General features: G+C 70.0%; 16 protein-coding genes. 9 read left to right on the forward strand and 7 right to left on the reverse strand.

What is annotated here, in order from left to right:
* Positions 1–47: 47 nt before the first annotated feature.
* Entirely contained in the window at positions 48–437 is a 390-nt protein-coding gene (locus P0R32_RS04000; protein ID WP_276238659.1) for a DUF7971 family protein, read from the forward strand.
* Between the two features lie 268 nt (positions 438–705).
* On the opposite strand, the gene cofH is transcribed toward P0R32_RS04000, so the two are convergent.
* Positions 706–2,109 carry a 7,8-didemethyl-8-hydroxy-5-deazariboflavin synthase subunit CofH gene (gene cofH / locus P0R32_RS04005; protein ID WP_276238661.1) on the reverse strand — a complete coding sequence of 468 codons (1,404 nt, stop codon included), beginning with the start codon at positions 2,107–2,109 and terminating at the stop codon, positions 706–708.
* Positions 2,110–2,195: 86 nt separating this feature from the next.
* Here cofH and P0R32_RS04010 point away from each other — a divergent pair, with 86 nt between their 5' ends.
* Both P0R32_RS04010 and P0R32_RS04015 read left to right on the forward strand, forming a co-directional pair.
* Complete coding sequence (locus tag P0R32_RS04010; RefSeq protein WP_276238663.1) at positions 2,196–3,605, forward strand: FAD-binding oxidoreductase; 1,410 nt, start codon at positions 2,196–2,198, stop codon at positions 3,603–3,605.
* A 101-nt stretch (positions 3,606–3,706) separates the two neighbouring features.
* Positions 3,707–4,726: a phosphoribosylaminoimidazolesuccinocarboxamide synthase gene (locus P0R32_RS04015; RefSeq protein WP_276238664.1), complete on the forward strand. Its 1,020-nt coding sequence runs from the start codon at positions 3,707–3,709 to the stop codon at positions 4,724–4,726.
* A 112-nt stretch (positions 4,727–4,838) separates the two neighbouring features.
* Here the strand turns inward: P0R32_RS04015 and P0R32_RS04020 are convergent, their stop codons facing one another.
* On the reverse strand, positions 4,839–5,765 hold the full coding sequence (locus tag P0R32_RS04020) for a formyltetrahydrofolate deformylase (RefSeq protein WP_276238665.1): 927 nt from the start codon (positions 5,763–5,765) through the stop codon (positions 4,839–4,841).
* 121 nt (positions 5,766–5,886) lie between these two features.
* Between P0R32_RS04020 and purS the strand changes: the two genes are divergently transcribed.
* The 3 genes from purS (at position 5,887) to P0R32_RS04035 (ending at position 8,385) form a co-directional block, all read left to right on the forward strand.
* Positions 5,887–6,141: a phosphoribosylformylglycinamidine synthase subunit PurS gene (purS, locus tag P0R32_RS04025; protein WP_276238666.1), complete on the forward strand. Its 255-nt coding sequence runs from the start codon at positions 5,887–5,889 to the stop codon at positions 6,139–6,141.
* Complete coding sequence (gene purQ / locus P0R32_RS04030; protein WP_276238667.1) at positions 6,138–6,812, forward strand: phosphoribosylformylglycinamidine synthase I; 675 nt, start codon at positions 6,138–6,140, stop codon at positions 6,810–6,812. Before purS ends, purQ begins: the two co-directional genes overlap by 4 nt.
* Before the next feature lie 133 nt (positions 6,813–6,945).
* Positions 6,946–8,385, forward strand: coding sequence for a right-handed parallel beta-helix repeat-containing protein (locus P0R32_RS04035; RefSeq protein ID WP_276238668.1), 1,440 nt, complete (start codon positions 6,946–6,948; stop codon positions 8,383–8,385).
* 48 nt (positions 8,386–8,433) lie between these two features.
* On the opposite strand, the gene P0R32_RS04040 is transcribed toward P0R32_RS04035, so the two are convergent.
* Positions 8,434–9,510, reverse strand: a complete 1,077-nt coding sequence (locus tag P0R32_RS04040; RefSeq protein WP_276238669.1) for an archaeosine biosynthesis radical SAM protein RaSEA — start codon at positions 9,508–9,510, stop codon at positions 8,434–8,436.
* 157 nt (positions 9,511–9,667) lie between these two features.
* Here P0R32_RS04040 and P0R32_RS04045 point away from each other — a divergent pair, with 157 nt between their 5' ends.
* The gene (locus P0R32_RS04045; protein WP_276238670.1) at positions 9,668–11,626 is read left to right on the forward strand and encodes a bifunctional metallophosphatase/5'-nucleotidase; all 1,959 of its coding nucleotides are present in this window, start codon (positions 9,668–9,670) and stop codon (positions 11,624–11,626) included.
* A 53-nt stretch (positions 11,627–11,679) separates the two neighbouring features.
* Here the strand turns inward: P0R32_RS04045 and P0R32_RS04050 are convergent, their stop codons facing one another.
* Positions 11,680–12,075, reverse strand: a complete 396-nt coding sequence (locus tag P0R32_RS04050) for a VanZ family protein (protein WP_276238671.1) — start codon at positions 12,073–12,075, stop codon at positions 11,680–11,682.
* Positions 12,076–12,214: 139 nt separating this feature from the next.
* Between P0R32_RS04050 and P0R32_RS04055 the strand changes: the two genes are divergently transcribed.
* Both P0R32_RS04055 and P0R32_RS04060 read left to right on the forward strand, forming a co-directional pair.
* Positions 12,215–14,143, forward strand: a complete 1,929-nt coding sequence (locus P0R32_RS04055; protein WP_276238672.1) for an aldehyde ferredoxin oxidoreductase family protein — start codon at positions 12,215–12,217, stop codon at positions 14,141–14,143.
* A 195-nt stretch (positions 14,144–14,338) separates the two neighbouring features.
* On the forward strand, positions 14,339–14,602 hold the full coding sequence (locus tag P0R32_RS04060; RefSeq protein ID WP_276238673.1) for a DUF8066 domain-containing protein: 264 nt from the start codon (positions 14,339–14,341) through the stop codon (positions 14,600–14,602).
* Here the strand turns inward: P0R32_RS04060 and P0R32_RS04065 are convergent, their stop codons facing one another.
* The 3 genes from P0R32_RS04065 to P0R32_RS04075 all read right to left on the reverse strand — a co-directional run bounded on the left by P0R32_RS04065 (position 14,603) and on the right by P0R32_RS04075 (position 16,198).
* Positions 14,603–14,938 carry an AzlD domain-containing protein gene (locus P0R32_RS04065; RefSeq protein WP_276238674.1) on the reverse strand — a complete coding sequence of 112 codons (336 nt, stop codon included), beginning with the start codon at positions 14,936–14,938 and terminating at the stop codon, positions 14,603–14,605.
* Positions 14,935–15,684, reverse strand: coding sequence for an AzlC family ABC transporter permease (locus tag P0R32_RS04070; protein ID WP_276238675.1), 750 nt, complete (start codon positions 15,682–15,684; stop codon positions 14,935–14,937). The genes P0R32_RS04065 and P0R32_RS04070 overlap by 4 nt, the downstream gene beginning before the upstream one ends.
* 100 nt (positions 15,685–15,784) lie before the next feature.
* Complete coding sequence (locus P0R32_RS04075; RefSeq protein WP_276238676.1) at positions 15,785–16,198, reverse strand: response regulator; 414 nt, start codon at positions 16,196–16,198, stop codon at positions 15,785–15,787.
* Positions 16,199–16,210 lie beyond the last annotated feature (12 nt).

Raw genomic sequence — 16,210 nt, forward strand, 5'->3', positions numbered from 1 at the left:
GTCGCCGTCGACGGAACGTTTTACCGGCGCCCGCCGAAGGCGGAAACATGGACGTGGACGTAGACCTTGGCATCCCTCGCGGCGTGCTCGAATCGCTCCCCGAGGAGGACGGCAACGCCGAACAGGACATCCGCCGCGCGGTCACCGGCTACCGACAGGCGCTCGAAGACGGCTTCGCCGCCGCCGAGGACGAGGCCGAGGCGGCGTCGGTCGCCGTCGACTTCCTCGAGTACGCCGAGGGGCGCGCGGAGATCTACGACGAGTTCGTCCCCGAACTGCGCGCGTGGGGGCAGTCGCCCATCTACGCCATCGCGTGGCGCGACCTCTACATCGAGTTGGCCGCGCAGGTGTACGAGGTGGAGTGGCTCGCCGAGCGCATCGACCGCGAGCGCAACTATCGGCTGGTCGACGACGGGATCCGGTTCGGGAAGAACTGATCGACGGTTCGACCGCTTCACACGCAGTTTTCGCTCGTGGCGCTCCCGCCGTGACGAGCGTAGCGAGGGCCGCGAAAGCCCCCGCGGCTCCGGACTCCCGCGACTCGCTGCGCGCGCTCGCTCCGCTCGCGTGCTTCCGTCGTCGGGGTTCGTCCGGAGCCGCGGCCCCTTTCAGTCCCACCCGGGGCTCGGACGGGCAGTCGTCGCAGTCGGACTGACCTCGACGCCGCCGTGGTCAGTCGGCTATCGTCGCCGGAACGAGCCTTCCTCAGTCGTCGGCGGTCGCCGCGTCGCCGGCGCGCTCGGCCCGTTCGCGCTCGCTCAACAGCGGCGTGCCGTCCGCTTTCGGGCCGAGCGTCGGGCCGAACGGCGGGCCGTCGTCGGGGTCGATCCGGCGGCGCTGGCGGTAGTCCGTCGAGCGCTCGACCGGGACGCGACCGACCGAGGTGATCAGGTCGACGTAGTCGTCGAACGAGCGGAACTCGCCGAACGAGCCCCCGGCGCGCTTGGTTATCTCCTCGGAGAGGATGGTGCCCATGAAGTCGTTCGCGCCGCACGACAGCGTCTTCAGCGCCTTCGCGTCGCCGTACTTCACCCACGAGGTCTGGACGTTCTCGATATTGTCGAGGAACAGCCGGGAGACGGCGATCATCAGTTCGTCCTCGGCGTCGCTGGCGCCGCCGGACACGACGCCGTGTTCGTACAGCGGCGTGCGCTCGTGGACGAACGAGAGGGGGACGAACTCCGTGATGCCGCCGGTGCGGTCCTGGAGGTCTCGGACTTCCTTCAGGTGCATCGCGCGGTGCATCTCGTTGTCGACGTGGCCGTACATGATCGTCGCGGTGGTGTCGAGGCCGGCGGCCATCGCGCCCTCCATCGCGTCGACCCACCCCTGCGAGTCGATCTTGCCGGGACAGATCACGTCGCGCACCTCGTCGACGAGGATCTCTGCGGCGGTTCCGGGCGCGGAGTCGAGGCCGGCGGCCGCGAGCTCCGAGTAGATCCGCTCGTAGCTCCAGTCGGTGCCGCGGCGGGCGTGGTACGCCTCCTCGGGTGTCATCGAGTGGAGGTGGACGCCGTCGACGCTCATCGCCTCCATCTGCTCGACGTAGGTGCCTGGGTCGGTCGCGTACGCCTCTGGCGGTTTGTAGTTGACCACGCGGGCGGCGTCGTCGTAGCCGCGGAGAATCTCGTGGTGCTCGTCGTTCAGCGCGAAGCCCGGATGCAGGCCAGACACCGAGCACACCTCGTACACCCCGCGCTCGACGGCGGCCTCGACGACCGCGCGCGACTCGGCGGGCGTCTTCGTGAACCCCGCGTGTCCCTCGTCGGAGTCGCCCTCGAACTGGTGGGCGGTGTCCTTGAAGTTGCAGAACAGACAGCCCGTGTTGCAGGCCGTCGTGACGTTGTTGTTGACGTTGGCGACGAACGTCACCTCGTCGCCGACGACCTCCGCGCGGCGCCGGTCGGCCGCCTCCAGCACCGCCTCCTTCCGCTCGCGGTCGATGCCGGGCGTGTCGCTCCCGGTGGTGAACAGTTCGACCGCGTCGTCGACGGTGAGTCTGACCCCGTCGCGCGCCTTCGCCAGCGCGTTCTCGAACGACTGGTCGGTCTCGGGCGTGTGCTCGAAACCGAGGTCGTCGGGGTCGAGGTCGGCCGCCGATCGCGTCATCGTCCGAGGGTATCGGTGCGGCGTGAAAAGCGAGGCGATAGCGGCCACCACAGCGTTGATAGCGCTCCCGACGCGTACGTGAGACAATGGCACCCGAGACCGACGACCGACCCCACCACGACGTGTCGTTCCTCGCCGACCTCGACCTCGTCGGGGAGGTGAGCCTCGGGACGTCCGACCGCGACGAGCACGCGACCGACTGGGGGACCGACGAGGCCGACGCGGTGCGGCCGGACGCCGTCGTCTACCCCGAGTCGACGGCGGACGTGGCGGCGGTCGTCGCCGCCGCGAACGAGCGCGGCGTCCCCGTCACGGCGTACGCCGCCGGCACCGGACTGGAGTCGAACGCCGCGCCGCTCCACGCCGGCATCAGCATGGACATGACGCGGATGGACGCGATCCACGAGATCCGCCCCGACGACCTCCAGGTCGACGTGGGGCCGGGCGCCATCGGCGCCGACGTGGACGAGGCGGTCGCGAGACACGGCCTGTTCTTCCCGCCGCTCCCCTCGTCGGGCGACATCTCCACTATCGGCGGGATGATCGCCACCGACGCCTCGGGGATGCGGACGGTGAAGTACGGCGAGGTGGCCGACTGGCTCTTGGAACTGGAGGTCGTCCTCGCCGACGGGTCGGTGACGACCGTCGGCTCAAAGGCCGCCAAGACCTCCGCCGGCTACAACCTGAAGGACTTGATCGTCGGCAGCGAGGGCACCCTCGCCATCGTCACGCGCGCGACGCTCGAACTCGCGGGTCGCCCCGAGCAGATCAAAGGCGGGCGCGCCGTCTTCCCGACGCTCGACGACGCGACGGCGGCCATCTCCGACGCGGTCACCGCCGGCGTCGACGTGGCGAAGATCGAGTTGTTCGACGCCGAGACGGCGATGCTGGCGAACGCCTACAGCGACGCCGCGCTCCCCGAGCGCCCGATGGTGTTCGTCGAGTTCCACGCCAACCACGGCATCGACGACGAAATCGCGTTCTGCCGCACCGTGTTCGAGGCCCACAACGTCGAGCAGTTCGAGATGGCCTCCGGCGAACGCATGGACGAGTTGTGGCAGGCGCGCAAGGACATCACCTACGCCGCGGAGGCGTACGACCCCGACCGCGAGATGGGCCAACCGGGCGACGTGACCGTCCCCATCGGCTCGTACCCCGAGATGATCCGGGCGGTGAAGGACGTCGCCGCCGAGTACGACCTGTTCGTCCCCTGTTTCGGCCACGCCGGCGACGGCAACCTCCACTACTTCGTCCTGCGCGACCCGGACGACCCCGAGGAGGTCGCACGCGCGGAGGCGGCCTACGGCGAGTTGGTGGAGCGCGCACTCGAACTGGGCGGCACCGCGACCGGCGAGCACGGCATCGGCGCGGGGAAGCGGAAGTACCTCGAACCGGAGCACGGCGCGGCCGCGGTCGGGGCGATGCGAGCGATCAAGCAGGCGCTCGACCCCCGCGGCACCCTCAACCCCGGGAAGGTCGTGCCGGACGAGCGCTGAGCCGTGGTGTATCCACGTTCGTGGTCATCGGAGGGTCGTTCGGGGATGAGATGCGCACGAGAGTGGAAGGATTCTTCCCCTCCCCGCCCGCGCACCCCACCATGACGAGCGTCAAGGAGTTCATCGTCGAGTCGGAGCCGGACGACGAGAGACTCGGCGCCGGCCGGTTCGCCTTCACCGACGACTACTCCGTCTTCGACTGGGGGAAGATGCCCGACACGATCCCAGGCAAGGGGGCGTCTCTGTGCACGATGGGCGCGTTCAACTTCGAGTTGCTGGAGGAGGCGGGCGTCCCGACGCACTACCGCGGGGTCGGCCCCGACGCGGAGCCGCTGTCGGCGGTCGAGGAGGCGCCGCGAGAACTCGCCATCGACCTCGCGACGGTGCCGGACCTCCCGTTCGTCGACGGCGCGTACGACTACGACGCCTTCCACGCCGAGGCGCGCGAGGCGGCGGGCTACGTCGTCCCGCTCGAAATCGTGTTCCGCAACACCGTCCCCGTCGGGTCCAGTCTCCGCTCGCGGGTCGACCCGCGCGACGTGGGGATCGACCGCGCCGAGTGGCCCGACGAACCCGTGGACCTGCCGACCCCGCGCGTCGAGTTCTCCACGAAGTACGAGGAACAGGACCGCTACCTCGACGCCGAGGAAGCCGAACGGATCGCCGGCGCCGCGCCGCTGCCGGAGTTGAACCAGGTCGCACGCGAGGTGAACGACATCGTCACCGAGCGCGCCGCCGAGGCTGGCTTCGTCCACGAGGACGGCAAGATCGAGTGCGTGTACGCAGACGGCGAGGTGCGCGTCGCCGACGTGGTCGGCACGTTCGACGAGAACCGCTTCGCGTACGACGGTCAGGAGGTGTCGAAGGAGGTCGTCCGCCAGCACTACAAGCGCGTCGCGCCCGACTGGGTCGACGCCGTGGGGGAGGCGAAAGCGCGCGCCGACGAGGAGGGCGTCGCCGACTGGAAGGCGCTGTGCTCGGCGAAGCCGCCGGCGCTCGACGCCGACGTGGTGGAGCGCGTCGCCGACATGTACGCCGCGGGGACGAACGCCTACACCGACACCGACTGGTTCGACGCGCCGGCCGTCGCCGACGCGGTCGACGCCGTCCGCGACCTCTGAGGCGGCGGTCCGACGGTCGCGGTTCCAGACGCGCCTGTCCCTCTCGACATCGGTCTCTGTGTCGAGTCGACGACTCCCGCCCGCTACACGGTGGCGACGACCCGTCGGTCGATCACTCGGGGAACGCGGCGACGCCACCGAGGTCGTAGGCCTCGGGGTCGACGCCCTCGCGGAAGTGGGTGCGCCCGCGCCGGACGACGACCGCGTCGTCGAGGTGCGCTTGCAACCCGGCGACGAGCGCTTCGGCCTCCAGCGGTTGGCCGCGCGCCTTCAGGTCGTCGGGGTCGTCGTCGGGGTCGACGCGGAACGCCCGCTGGGCGATGATCGGCCCCTGGTCGAGGTCCGTCGTCACGTAATGTGCGGTCGCGCCGTGGACGCGCGCGCCGCCCTCGACGGCCTGGCGGTACGCCTCCGCGCCGGGGTACGCCGGTAAGAGCGACGGGTGGACGTTGACGATGCGGCCCTCGTAGCGGAACACGACCTCCGGCGAGAGGATGCGCATGAACCGCGCGAGCACGAGACAGTCGACGTCGTACTCGTCGAGGACGCGCAGCAGTTCGCGCTCGTCGTGGGAGCCCTTCTCGTCGCCGACGTCGACGAACGGCACGTCGTACTCCTCGGCGAGCGACCGGAGCGTCGAGTGGTTGCCGATCATCACCGGCACCTCGGCGTCGAGGGTTCCGTCCTCGCACGCCTCCAGCACCGCGCGCGGGGCGTGCTCCTCTTTCGTCACCAACAGCGCCGCCTTGCGCGCCGCGTCGGCGTCGGCGAGGCGGACGCGGATGTCGACGCCGAGTTCGTCGCCCAGATCGGTGAGGTCCTCCTCCAGCGTCTCGGGCTTGCACACCATCCCGTCGGTGTCGGCGTGCAGGCGCATCCGGAACACGCCGTCGCGCACGTCCTGGTCGAGGTCCTCGATGTTACACCCACGCTCGAACAGCAGCGAGGTCACACGGGCGACCAGTCCGGTCGCGTCGTCCCCGACGACGACGATCTCGGTGTCCCAACGCCTCGGATTCGGACGGTCGGCCGTATCCATACCCGCGTTTCCTCACGCGCGAGTAAACCGGTGTCGCTCCGCGCGACGACTGCCATCCACGAACGTGCATAGCGCACGCGTCCCGAAACGGATTTTGCGCACGACCTCGCAGGGTCAGACGATGACCGGCTACACCGCCACGGTGACGGTCCGCCTGAAGCACGGCGTGCTCGACCCGGAGGCCGAGACGACACAGCAGGCGCTGGAGCGCCTCGGCTTCGACCTCGAGGACCTGCGCTCGGCAGACCGCTTCGAGATCGATCTGGACGCCGCCGACGCCGACGCGGCGCGCGAGCGCGCCAGCGAGATGGCCGACCGCCTGCTCGCGAACCCGACCATCCACGACTACGAGGTGGCGGTCGAGGAACGCGAATGATCTCCGTGATCCAGTTCGGTGGCTCGAACTGCGACCGCGACGCCGTCGCCGCGCTCGCGCACCTCGGCATCGAGGCCGAGCGCGTCTGGCACGAGGACGGCCTCCCGGCCGACACCGACGGTATCGTCGTCCCCGGCGGCTTCTCCTACGGCGACTACCTCCGCGCCGGCGCGATGGCCGCCCGGACACCGATCATGGCCGAAGTCCGCGAGGCCGCCGAGGCGGGGACGCCGGTGCTCGGCGTCTGCAACGGCGCCCAGATCGGCTGTGAGACGGGGCTGACGGAAGGCGCGTTCACGACGAACAAGTCGGCGCGGTTCCAGTGTGAACACGTGTTCCTCCGCGTCGAACGCGCGGACACGCCGTGGACGGCCGCCTACGACGAGGGCGACGTGATCGAGGTGCCCATCGCCCACGGCGAGGGGCGCTTCGAGATCCGCGAGGACCGACTGGAGACGCTGGAGTCGGAGGACCGCGTCCTCTTCCGCTACTGCGACGCCGACGGCAACGTGACCGACGAGGCGAACCCCAACGGCTCGACGGCGAACGTCGCGGGCATCCTCGGCGCCCGCGAGACGGTCGCGGTGATGATGCCCCACCCCGAGCGCGCGACGCTGCCCGACATCGGCGGCACCGACGGACAGGGCGTGCTCCGCGCGTTCGCGGAGTAGCCCGCACCCCCGCACACCGCCCGACACGAGCCTGTTCTCCTGACGAGTCGGGACCACCGGCGACTCGGGTCAGTCTGAGCTTACGCGCACACCGCGCCGGCTAACAAACCCCATCCGGCCCCACCCGCGACCCGTGCCCCCGACACGTCGCTCGCTCCTCCGCCGACTCGCACCGCTCTCGGTCGCCGTCGCCACGGCCGGCTGCGGCGGCGCCCCCACCCCGGTGCCGCCGTGGCGCGACCCACCCGACGACGGCGCCGACGACACCGGCGGGACCACGACCCCGGTCGACGCCCCCACGCGACTCGCCCGAGAGTGGGGGTTCGACGACGCGGTCGACCTCACGACGGTCGGCGCCGACCCGACCGGCACAGAACCGATCGACGACGTCGTCCGCTCGGCGGTCGACTCGGAGCGACTCCTCTACCTCCCGGAGGGTCGCTACCGTCTCGACGAGACGGTCGTCGCCGACGGCTCCGAGGGCGTCGACCGCATCGGCCTCGTCGGCGAGAACGCGACGGTGGTCCCCGCAGACGGCAAAGACGACGTGCTGTTCGGCTTCGGCGCGGGATCGCCGGTCGACGCCGCCTACTGCAAGGGGATCACCTTCGACTTCTCCGCCGAGAACACCGGCGGGCGTCCCCTGCTCGCGCGCGCCAGCGACGCGGTCTTGATCGAGGATGTGACCGTCCGCGGCGAGGCCGACGTCGACCAGGACCTGTTCCGGATCGACGTGACTGGCTCGGCCGGGTCGGGGACGGTCCGTCGGCTCCGGCTCCCAGACGGCGCACCCGCGGACACGAAGGTCACCGGCTGCGAGGTCGGCGACGACAACCGCGGCGACCTCTCGTTCCTCGACTGTGAGATCGCCGGCTTCCCGGACAACGGGCTGTACGCAGACCCGCCGCACGGGAGCGTTCGCGTCGTGGGCGGCAGCTACCGGAACAACGGTGTCGCAGGCGTCCGCGTCAACGCTCCCGACGGCGACGCGGTGATCCGCGGCGTGCACGTCCGCTGTGACGACGCCGACGGCGCGGGCGAGAACATGCGCGGGATCCGCCTCCGCGGCGGCCGGTCGGTGCTCGTCGAGGACTGCTTCGTCGAACTGCTGGAGGTCACCTCCAGCGACGGCGCGATCACGTTCGCCTCGGAGTTGGGGGCGGCGACCGTCCGCAACTGTCTGATCCGGGTCGACACTGACGGCGTCAACGCGATCCGGATCAAAAGTCCCGCAGGAGAGACGACCAGCGAGGGCCCGTTCGTCTGCGACTCGATCACGGTCGTCGGCGACGCCAGCGACGGGGCCGCCATCGAGGCGGCGTACCGCTCGGGCGTCTCCTTCCGCGAGTTGTGCGTCCACCAGTCAGGAGGCGACCGCGACGGCGTGAACCTCGCCTCCGTCGACGGCGAGTTCGTCGACTCCGTGGTCGCCGTGACCGGCGACCCGTTCGTGCTGTCGGAGTCGCGCCTCGACCGCCGGAACGTCTCCGTCCCGGACGCCCCCGTCGCCGTGGGGCGGAGCGGACAGACGTGCGGCGACAGGGACGTCGGGAGCAACCTCGATATGGAGTGACTACGGCGTCGGGGAGAGACTCCGCCTCGCCGGCGGACCCCCGCCGCCTCAGCGGGTGAGCGGCTGACTGTAGGCGGTCTCTTCGTCGAGCACCAACTCCCACGTCCGCTCGCACTCGCAGGACACCTGCTCGAACACCGAGGGGTCCTGCCGGAGGTCGAAGTCCTTGATCGCGGTCTGGACGCGGTCGTCGCACTCGCCGCAGTTGTGCGCGCCGCGGTCGGACCCGGCACCGACGGGGTCGGAGACGACGATGGCGTCGGCGTCGGCGGTCCGTTCGAGGACGGCGGCGACCGACCACAGCCACGGCGGGCGGTACCCCCCGCGGAAGTGGAGTTCGTCGACCATCGTGTAGCGCTGGACGTTGCACGGGTTCATCGACACCGTGTGGCAGTTGTCTACCTCCGCACAGCGTTCGATAGAGGACACCATGTCCTCGAGCGCCTCCGACTCCGCGAGGAACGGGGGCTTCATCAGGAGGTACGCCTTCACGCCGGCGCCGGCGTCGGCGGCCTCCGCGCAGGCGTCTTCGAAGTCCGAGAAGGCGAAGTACTTGTTCACGCAGTCGTGGCGGACGCGGTCGGTCGCCGTCTCCAGGCCGACGGCCACGTCTGTCTCCAGTCCCTCGTCGGTGAACTCCGAGAGTTTCTCGGCGGAGACGAAGTCGGGGAGCGACTCGACGACGATGCGCTCGCGGTCGCCGAACGTCTCGGCGATGGCCTGCCGGCTCTCGGCGGGCACTTCGCGCTCGTCGAGGAAGGAGCCGGAGGTGTAGATCTTGATCTGCTCGGCGGGGTCGTCAGCGTTCTCCGCCTCGTGCTCCAGACACACGTCGATCTGGTCCATCAGCGCCTCGTGGGAGACGCTGCCGCCCTCGACGGACTCGGCGACGTAGCCGCACATGGTACAGCCGCCGGCGCGGGCCCACCGGCAGCCGCCGGTGTTGAGGATGATCGTGAGGCTGGTCTTGACGCCGTCGGGCGTGTTGTCCTCGTCGAGCCACACGCGGGTCGGCTCGTGGGCGTCGTACGTCTCGTCGCGCTCGGCCCGGATGTCGCGCATCACCGCGTTGTGCGCGTCCATCCCCCGGTCGCGCTCGTGGGCCTCGGGGCTCGGCTTGCTCATTGGCGGTGATGGGCGGGTCCGGCGGAAAACGCCTTCGCTCGACCGATCGACGGCCGTTCGACCGCGCTCGATCGGCATCGTGACGCCACCCGACACCCACCCACGAGTACATTCAGCAATGTAGATAGTTTTTCAAATCTGCCGCTTCTGCCGAAAAATGATGTCGCAGAAACGCGGATTCGAGAGGCGCGACGTGTTGCGAGCCGGTGGCCTCGTGCTGGGGGGATCGCTGGTGTCGGGGTCGACGACGGCCGCCGAGGGGTCGTCGACCGCCGCCGACACGACACTGACGGTGTTGTCGTACAACGACATCCAGACCGCGGCGGCGGAGGACAAGACGTTCCCGCGGTTAGTGACGCTCATCGAGCAGCGTCGGGCGGCCGCCGACGGCCCGGTCGTCGTCGTCGGTGGCGGCGATCAGGTCGGGCCGCACGCCCTGGGGCCGCTCTCGCAGTGGCGCTGTCCCGTCGACGTGCTCAACCTCGTCGGATCGGACGCCGACGTGATCGGCAACCACGAGTTCGACTACGGACTCGACGCGATCACCGACGCCGAGAGCGGCGGCGGCGTCACGAACGACTCCCAGTTCCCGTGGCTGGCGACGAACCTCGTCGACGCCGACACCGGCGAGGCGTTCGCGGGCACCGAGTCGTTCGAGGTCGTCGCGCGCGGCGGCGTCCGCGTCGGCCTGATCGGCCTCATCGACGAGGGGGCGACGTACGGCAAGACGAACATCGACTTCGAAGCCGAGGGGCTCCGGGTCGAAGACTACACCGAGACCGGCCCCGCCGAAGCGGCGCGCTTGCGGGCCGAGGAGGACGTGGACGTGGTCGTCGCGCTCGCGCACACGGGCGTCCCCGACGCGGAGGCGTTGGCCGAGGCCGACACCGACGACGCCATCGACGTGGTCGTCGCCGGCGACGACGAAATCGTCTACCCGCCGGCGGAGACGAGCGGCACGGTCGTCACGGAGGGAGAAGCCCGTGCGAACTACCTCGGCGAACTCCACCTCCACGTCGACACCGACGCGGGCGCCGTCACCGGGTTCGAGGGCGACTTGCTCCCCGTGACCGAAGAGATCCCGAAAGACCCGGACGCCTCGGCGATCATCGACGACTACCGCGGCGAGGCGAAACTCGACACGGTGATCGCCGAGACGGAGACGCCGCTTGACGCTCGGTTCGCGACCAACTACCACCGCGAGAGCACTTACGGTAATCTCGTCACCGACGCGATGCGCGAGCGGACGGGCGCCGACGTGGCGATCACCAACGCCGGCGGCATCCGCTCGAACGCGGTGTACGGCCCCGGCCAGATCACCGGCGGCGACGTGTTCAACACGCTCCCGTTCGCCAACACGCTCGTCACGGTGGAGTTGACCGGCGAGGAACTCGTCGAGACGCTCGCGAGTCAGGTGATCACGCTGGAGAGCGACACCGGCCAGGCGTTCGGCGAGGAGATATCCCAGCAGGTCAGCGGCGTCCGCTTCGAGTGGGTGCCACACGAGGGCGTCGACGAGCAGGTCCGCGACGTGCGCGTCGGCGGCGAACCGGTCGACCCCGAGGCGACGTACGACGTCGCCGTCAACAGCTTCATCGCCGACGGCGGGAGCGGCTACCCGCTCGCGGACAAGCCGCGGATCGCAGAGACGGACGTACTGCTGGCGACGGCGGTCGTCGAGTACCTCGACGCCCGTGGCACGGTCGCGCCGACCGTCGAAGGGCGGATGCAGCGCGTCGACCGCGACCTCACCGACGCGTCGGTCACGGTCGACGGCAACGGGAAGGTCGTCGCACAGTTCGACACCCCCGACGACGTCGAGTCGGTCGCGACCGACACCGTCGCGGTCTGGTCGCCCGATGGCGAGCGCGTCGCCGCCGAACACGCCGTGTTCGACGCAGAAGAGGAGACCCTGGTCGTCCGCGTCGACGACGCGCCGCTGGCCGAAACGGTCGCGGACGCCGCCGACGGCGAGGACCTCCCGCTGGACCTGTACGCCGAGTACGAGTCCAGTGAGTTCGACCACGTCTACTTCGAGCGGTCGCGGCTGAACGCCGACGTGACCGCGACGGTGCGCGAGCGCGGTCGTGCGGCCGGCGCTCCGACGGGTCGCTGAAGAGCGGGTCACTGAGGAGCGAGTCACTCACGCTGGCCGGTCGCGCTCGCCGCTCACTCCCGTCGGTCCCGCCGCCGCCGCCGGCGCCACCACAGCGCGCCGACGAGCGCTCCGAGCGTGTTGGCGACGGCATCGAAGAGGGAGGTGGTGCGCCCGGGGACGACTCCCTGTGCGAGTTCGACCGCACCGCCGAGCGCGGCGGTGGCGACGACCACCCCCGCGAGCGGCCCGAGCGCGCCGTCCCCACGGAGGCGCTCGGGGAGCGCCCGCGCCAGCGCGTACGCGACGGCGGCGTAGCCGACCGCGTGGACGATCAGATCGCTCCCGGGCGGCGCGATGTCGGGGGTGGGCTCTCCGCTGGGACCGGTCGGTGCCGGCACGAGTGAGGCGACGACGACTGTCGCCGCGACGGCGACGAAAACTGCTAGTCGACGTCCGTCGTCGTTCATGGGTCGTATCACCGGACTGCGCCCGGATAACACCGCCGACCAGTTTCGGTTCGATGACGATTCTCGAAACCGAATGCGGTTACGTACCGGTGGCAACGGCTAACAGACTTCAGTCCAATATAACTAGTGTAGATTAACCATGACAGACCTCGGCGGCTTCCAGGACCACGTCGCACACGTGGACCTCTCGGCGGGCGACGTATCGTATGCGGGTATCGACGACGAAGACGCGAAGAAGTACATCGGCGCCCGCGGCCTCGGCGTGAAGTACGTGTTCGACGCGGGACCGGACGTCGACCCGATGAGTCCAGAGAACCGACTCTGCTTCATGAACGGGCCGCTCACGGGCACCCAGACCGTGATGAGCGGTCGGATCGCGGTCGTGACGAAGTCCCCGCTCACGGGCACCGTCACCGACAGCCACCACGGCGGCTGGTCCGGTGCGCGTCTCAAGTGGTCCGGCTTCGACGGCCTCGTGTTCGACGGCGCCAGCGACGAACCGGTGTACGCCTACGTCGAGGACGGCGAGGTGGAACTGCGTGACGCCTCCCACCTGGCGGGCAAAGGCGTCCACGACACCATCGACACGCTCGGCGAGGAGGTCGACGGCAGCGTCGGCAAGAACGTCTCCGTGATGGCCATCGGGCCGGGCGGCGAGAACGGCGTGAAGTACGCCTGCATCGTCAACGAAGACGACCGCGCCTCCGGGCGCGGCGGCACCGGCGCCGTCATGGGGTCGAAGAACCTCAAGGCGGTCGTCGTCAAGTCCGGGACGCGGATGCCGAAACCGGCCAAGCCGGACGTGTTCAAGGAGGGGTACCAGCAGGCGATGCAGGTGATCCAGGAGTCCGACGTGACCGCGCCCAACGAGGGCGGCCTCTCGCTGTACGGGACGAACGTCCTGATGAACGCGACCGAGGAGATGGACGGCCTCCCGGTGAAGAACGGGAAGTACACGTCCACGTCCGCGTACCGCGACACCGAGGGCGTCGACATCGACGCCGAGCGCGTCTCCGGCGAGAACGTCCGCGAGAACATCCTCGTGGACGAGCCGACGTGTCACTCCTGCCCGGTCGCCTGTAAGAAGGAGGTCGAGGTGTCGGTGATGCACAAAGGCGAGGAGATGAACGTCCGCACCGAGTCGTACGAGTACGAGTCGGCGTACGCACTGGGCCCGAACTCGGGCCACACCGACCGCGACGAGGTCGCCGTGATGATCGAGCGGTGTAACGACATGGGTGTCGACACCATCGAGGTCGGGAACATGATGGCGATGGCGATGGAGATGTCCGAGGAGGGCAAGCTCGACGACGTCGACGAGCAGCTCGACTGGGGCGACTCCGAGCGCATGATCGACCTCATCGACGAGATCGCCCAGCGCGACGGCGAGCTGGCGGACGCGCTCGCGGAGGGCTCCAACGGCCTCGTCGAGCGCTTCGACGCCGAGGGCAACTCGCTGGCCGTCAAGGGCCAGACGATCCCGGCGTACGACCCGCGCTGCATGAAGGGCATGGGCATCGCGTACGCGACCTCGAACCGCGGTGCGTGCCACCTGCGCGCGTACACCCCGTCCGCCGAGATTCTCGGCCTCCCGCAGAAGGTCGACCCGTACGCGTGGGAGGGGAAGGGTGAGCTGACCGCCACCTTCCAGGACATGCACGCCATCTCGGACTCGTTCGACATCTGCAAGTTCAACGCGTTCGCGGAGGGCATCGAGGAGTACGTCATGCAGTACAACGGCATGACCGGCCTCGACGTGACCGAGGAGGAGCTGCTGGAGGCCGGCGAGCGCGTGTACACGCTCGAGCGGTACTACAACAACCTCGTCGGCTTCGACGGCTCGGACGACTCGCTGCCGGCGCGCTTCCTCGAGGACGGCATCCGCGGGCAGGGCGCCTCCGAGGGCGAGTACTGTGAGCTCCCCGAGATGAAGGAGGAGTACTACGAGGTTCGCGGCTGGGTCGACGGCGTCGTCCCCGACGAGCGCCTCGACGAACTCGGCATCGACATCGGGCCGGGCACGGGCGTCTCCGCGGGCGACTCCGGCGTCGCGCCCGCAGACGACTAACGCGAGACCGAGCGGAGCGAGGTCTCGGTAGCACGGCGGCGAGGTCCTCGGGCCGAGCCGCCCACAACCGTCTTCGCCCGCCCACGACCGACCACACTTCTTTCGCGCCCACTCGACCAGCGCCGCGGCGCCCCCTCGCGCCGTCCACGAACGAACTCGCACCTTTTTGACACACCGCGTCCGTGAGCCGGACGCATGTCGACCGAGTCCCCACCGTCCCTCCGAGAGGCGATCCGGACCAACACCGGCGCCATCGTGCTCGTGTTGTTCGTGGTCGCCGCCCTCTACGCGATTCTGATCGCCAGCCAACTGCTCGCAGTCGTCTACTTCGCGTTCCTCGGCCTGTTGCTGTGGCTGCTGTACCGATTCGTCCGCGCTCACGAACGCATCGCCGCCGCACAGGAGCGTCGCGCGACCGCCGCGCCGCCCTCGACCGCCGACGGCAACGACGCCGAGTAACTACAACAGGAACCGCGCGAGATGGAGGCCCGCCATCCCGGCGGCGACCGTCCACAGCACGTCTTCGGTGTACCACGCCGCCAGCACGGCGGCGAGGCCGCCGAGCAGTTCGGGCGTGAGCACCGCCGAGACCGTCGCCGACGCGGGCGCGAAACTCGGCGCGACCAGCGCGGCCAACACCGCCGCGGGGACGTACACGAGCGCGCGTTCGAGCCACGGCGGCACCTCGTCGACCCGGCCGAACAGGTGGATGAACGAGAGGCGAATCGCGAACGTGGCGAGTCCGCCGGCGACGATCACCGCCCAGATCGACAGCGGCCCGTACGTCGTCGTCATCGGTGGCCCTCCTCGGCGCCCGATCCACGGTCGGTGAGGCCGCGACGCTCGGCGAGCAGGCCGCCACCGACGCCGACGACTGCCCCGAGGATCAGCCCGGCGTTGAACGGGAGGCCCGCGCCGAGGACGGCGACGCCGGCGCCGGTGACGGCGGCCACCAGGCTCGCACCGTCCGACACCGCCGGCACGAGCAGTGCGAGAAACACCAGCGGGACGGCGAAGCCGAGTTGCCAGCTCTCGGGCACCGCGGCGCCGAACACGACGCCCGTGACCGTCCCGGCCTGCCAGACGACCCACAGCGTCACTGCGACGCCGAGGTAGTAGTACGGGCGGCGGGTGCCGCCGTCGGCGTCGAGGTCGGCGTCGGCCCCGTCGCCGGCGTACCGTGCCAGCGCCAGGGCGTACGCCTGGTCGGTGAGCACGTACGCACAGCCGGCGCGCACTCGGGTCGAGAGGTGCCGGAAGTACGGCGCGATGGAGGCGGAGTACATCAGCATCCGGAGGTTGATCACGACGACCGTGAGCACGACGACGCCCAGCGCCGCGTCGTCGCCGAGTAGCTCGATGGCCGCCAACTGGGAGGCGCCGGCGAACACGACGACCGAGAGCCCCACCGTCTGCAGCGGGGTGAGCCCGGCCTCGACGCCGGCGACGCCGGCGACGAGCGCGAACGGAACGATCCCGAGGAGCAACGGGAGGGTGTCCCGGACGCCGTCGCGGAGGTCGGAGGGGAGACGACTGTCCATGCGGGACGGGCGACGCGCTGCTTCAAGGGGTCGTCGGTCTCGCCGTCGCGGTCGGTGGCACCTCCATCCAGGTCCGCGCCGACCGGGGTCTCCCCGTCGGTCAGTCGATTTCGGGGTCGGACGTGGAGTCGGCCTGCTCCGCCTCGGCGGTCGGCGGCGCGAGCGACCCGCGGAGCGTGCTCGCGAGGTCTCCGTCGTCGAACGGCTTGTGGACGTAGTCGTCGGCGCCGGCGCGGACCGCGCGCTTGAGTTGCGCCTGTTGGGTGACGCACGAACAGAACACCACCACCGCGCTCGGGTCGATCGCTTTGATCTCGGCGGTCGCCGCCGGCCCGTCTTGTACCGGGAGCGCGAAGTCCATCGTCACCGCGTCGGGGTCGTGTTCGCGGAAGCGCTCGACCGCCGTCTCGCCGTCGGCCGCCTCGGCGACGACGTCGAACGTCGGTTCGAGACACTCGCGGATGCGCGCCCGCTGGTAAGCGGAGTCTTCCACGACCAGTACGCGCTCGTTCACAGTTGGTAACGT

This window comes from Halobaculum marinum (assembly GCF_029338555.1).
GTDB lineage: Archaea > Halobacteriota > Halobacteria > Halobacteriales > Haloferacaceae > Halobaculum > Halobaculum marinum.

Excerpts from the sequence above, each read along its gene's own strand:
- P0R32_RS04065 (WP_276238674.1), bottom strand. The coding sequence starts at position 14,938 with ATGACGACGACGTACGGGCCGCTGTCGATCTGGGCGGTGATCGTCGCC.
- P0R32_RS04015 (WP_276238664.1), top strand. The coding sequence starts at position 3,707 with ATGACGAGCGTCAAGGAGTTCATCGTCGAGTCGGAGCCGGACGACGAG.
- P0R32_RS04055 (WP_276238672.1), top strand. The coding sequence starts at position 12,215 with ATGACAGACCTCGGCGGCTTCCAGGACCACGTCGCACACGTGGACCTC.
- cofH (WP_276238661.1), bottom strand. The coding sequence starts at position 2,109 with ATGACGCGATCGGCGGCCGACCTCGACCCCGACGACCTCGGTTTCGAG.
- P0R32_RS04045 (WP_276238670.1), top strand. The coding sequence starts at position 9,668 with ATGATGTCGCAGAAACGCGGATTCGAGAGGCGCGACGTGTTGCGAGCC.
- P0R32_RS04010 (WP_276238663.1), top strand. The coding sequence starts at position 2,196 with ATGGCACCCGAGACCGACGACCGACCCCACCACGACGTGTCGTTCCTC.
- P0R32_RS04000 (WP_276238659.1), top strand. The coding sequence starts at position 48 with ATGGACGTGGACGTAGACCTTGGCATCCCTCGCGGCGTGCTCGAATCG.
- purS (WP_276238666.1), top strand. The coding sequence starts at position 5,887 with ATGACCGGCTACACCGCCACGGTGACGGTCCGCCTGAAGCACGGCGTG.
- P0R32_RS04060 (WP_276238673.1), top strand. The coding sequence starts at position 14,339 with ATGTCGACCGAGTCCCCACCGTCCCTCCGAGAGGCGATCCGGACCAAC.
- purQ (WP_276238667.1), top strand. The coding sequence starts at position 6,138 with ATGATCTCCGTGATCCAGTTCGGTGGCTCGAACTGCGACCGCGACGCC.
- P0R32_RS04020 (WP_276238665.1), bottom strand. The coding sequence starts at position 5,765 with ATGGATACGGCCGACCGTCCGAATCCGAGGCGTTGGGACACCGAGATC.
- P0R32_RS04040 (WP_276238669.1), bottom strand. The coding sequence starts at position 9,510 with ATGAGCAAGCCGAGCCCCGAGGCCCACGAGCGCGACCGGGGGATGGAC.
- P0R32_RS04050 (WP_276238671.1), bottom strand. The coding sequence starts at position 12,075 with ATGAACGACGACGGACGTCGACTAGCAGTTTTCGTCGCCGTCGCGGCG.
- P0R32_RS04070 (WP_276238675.1), bottom strand. The coding sequence starts at position 15,684 with ATGGACAGTCGTCTCCCCTCCGACCTCCGCGACGGCGTCCGGGACACC.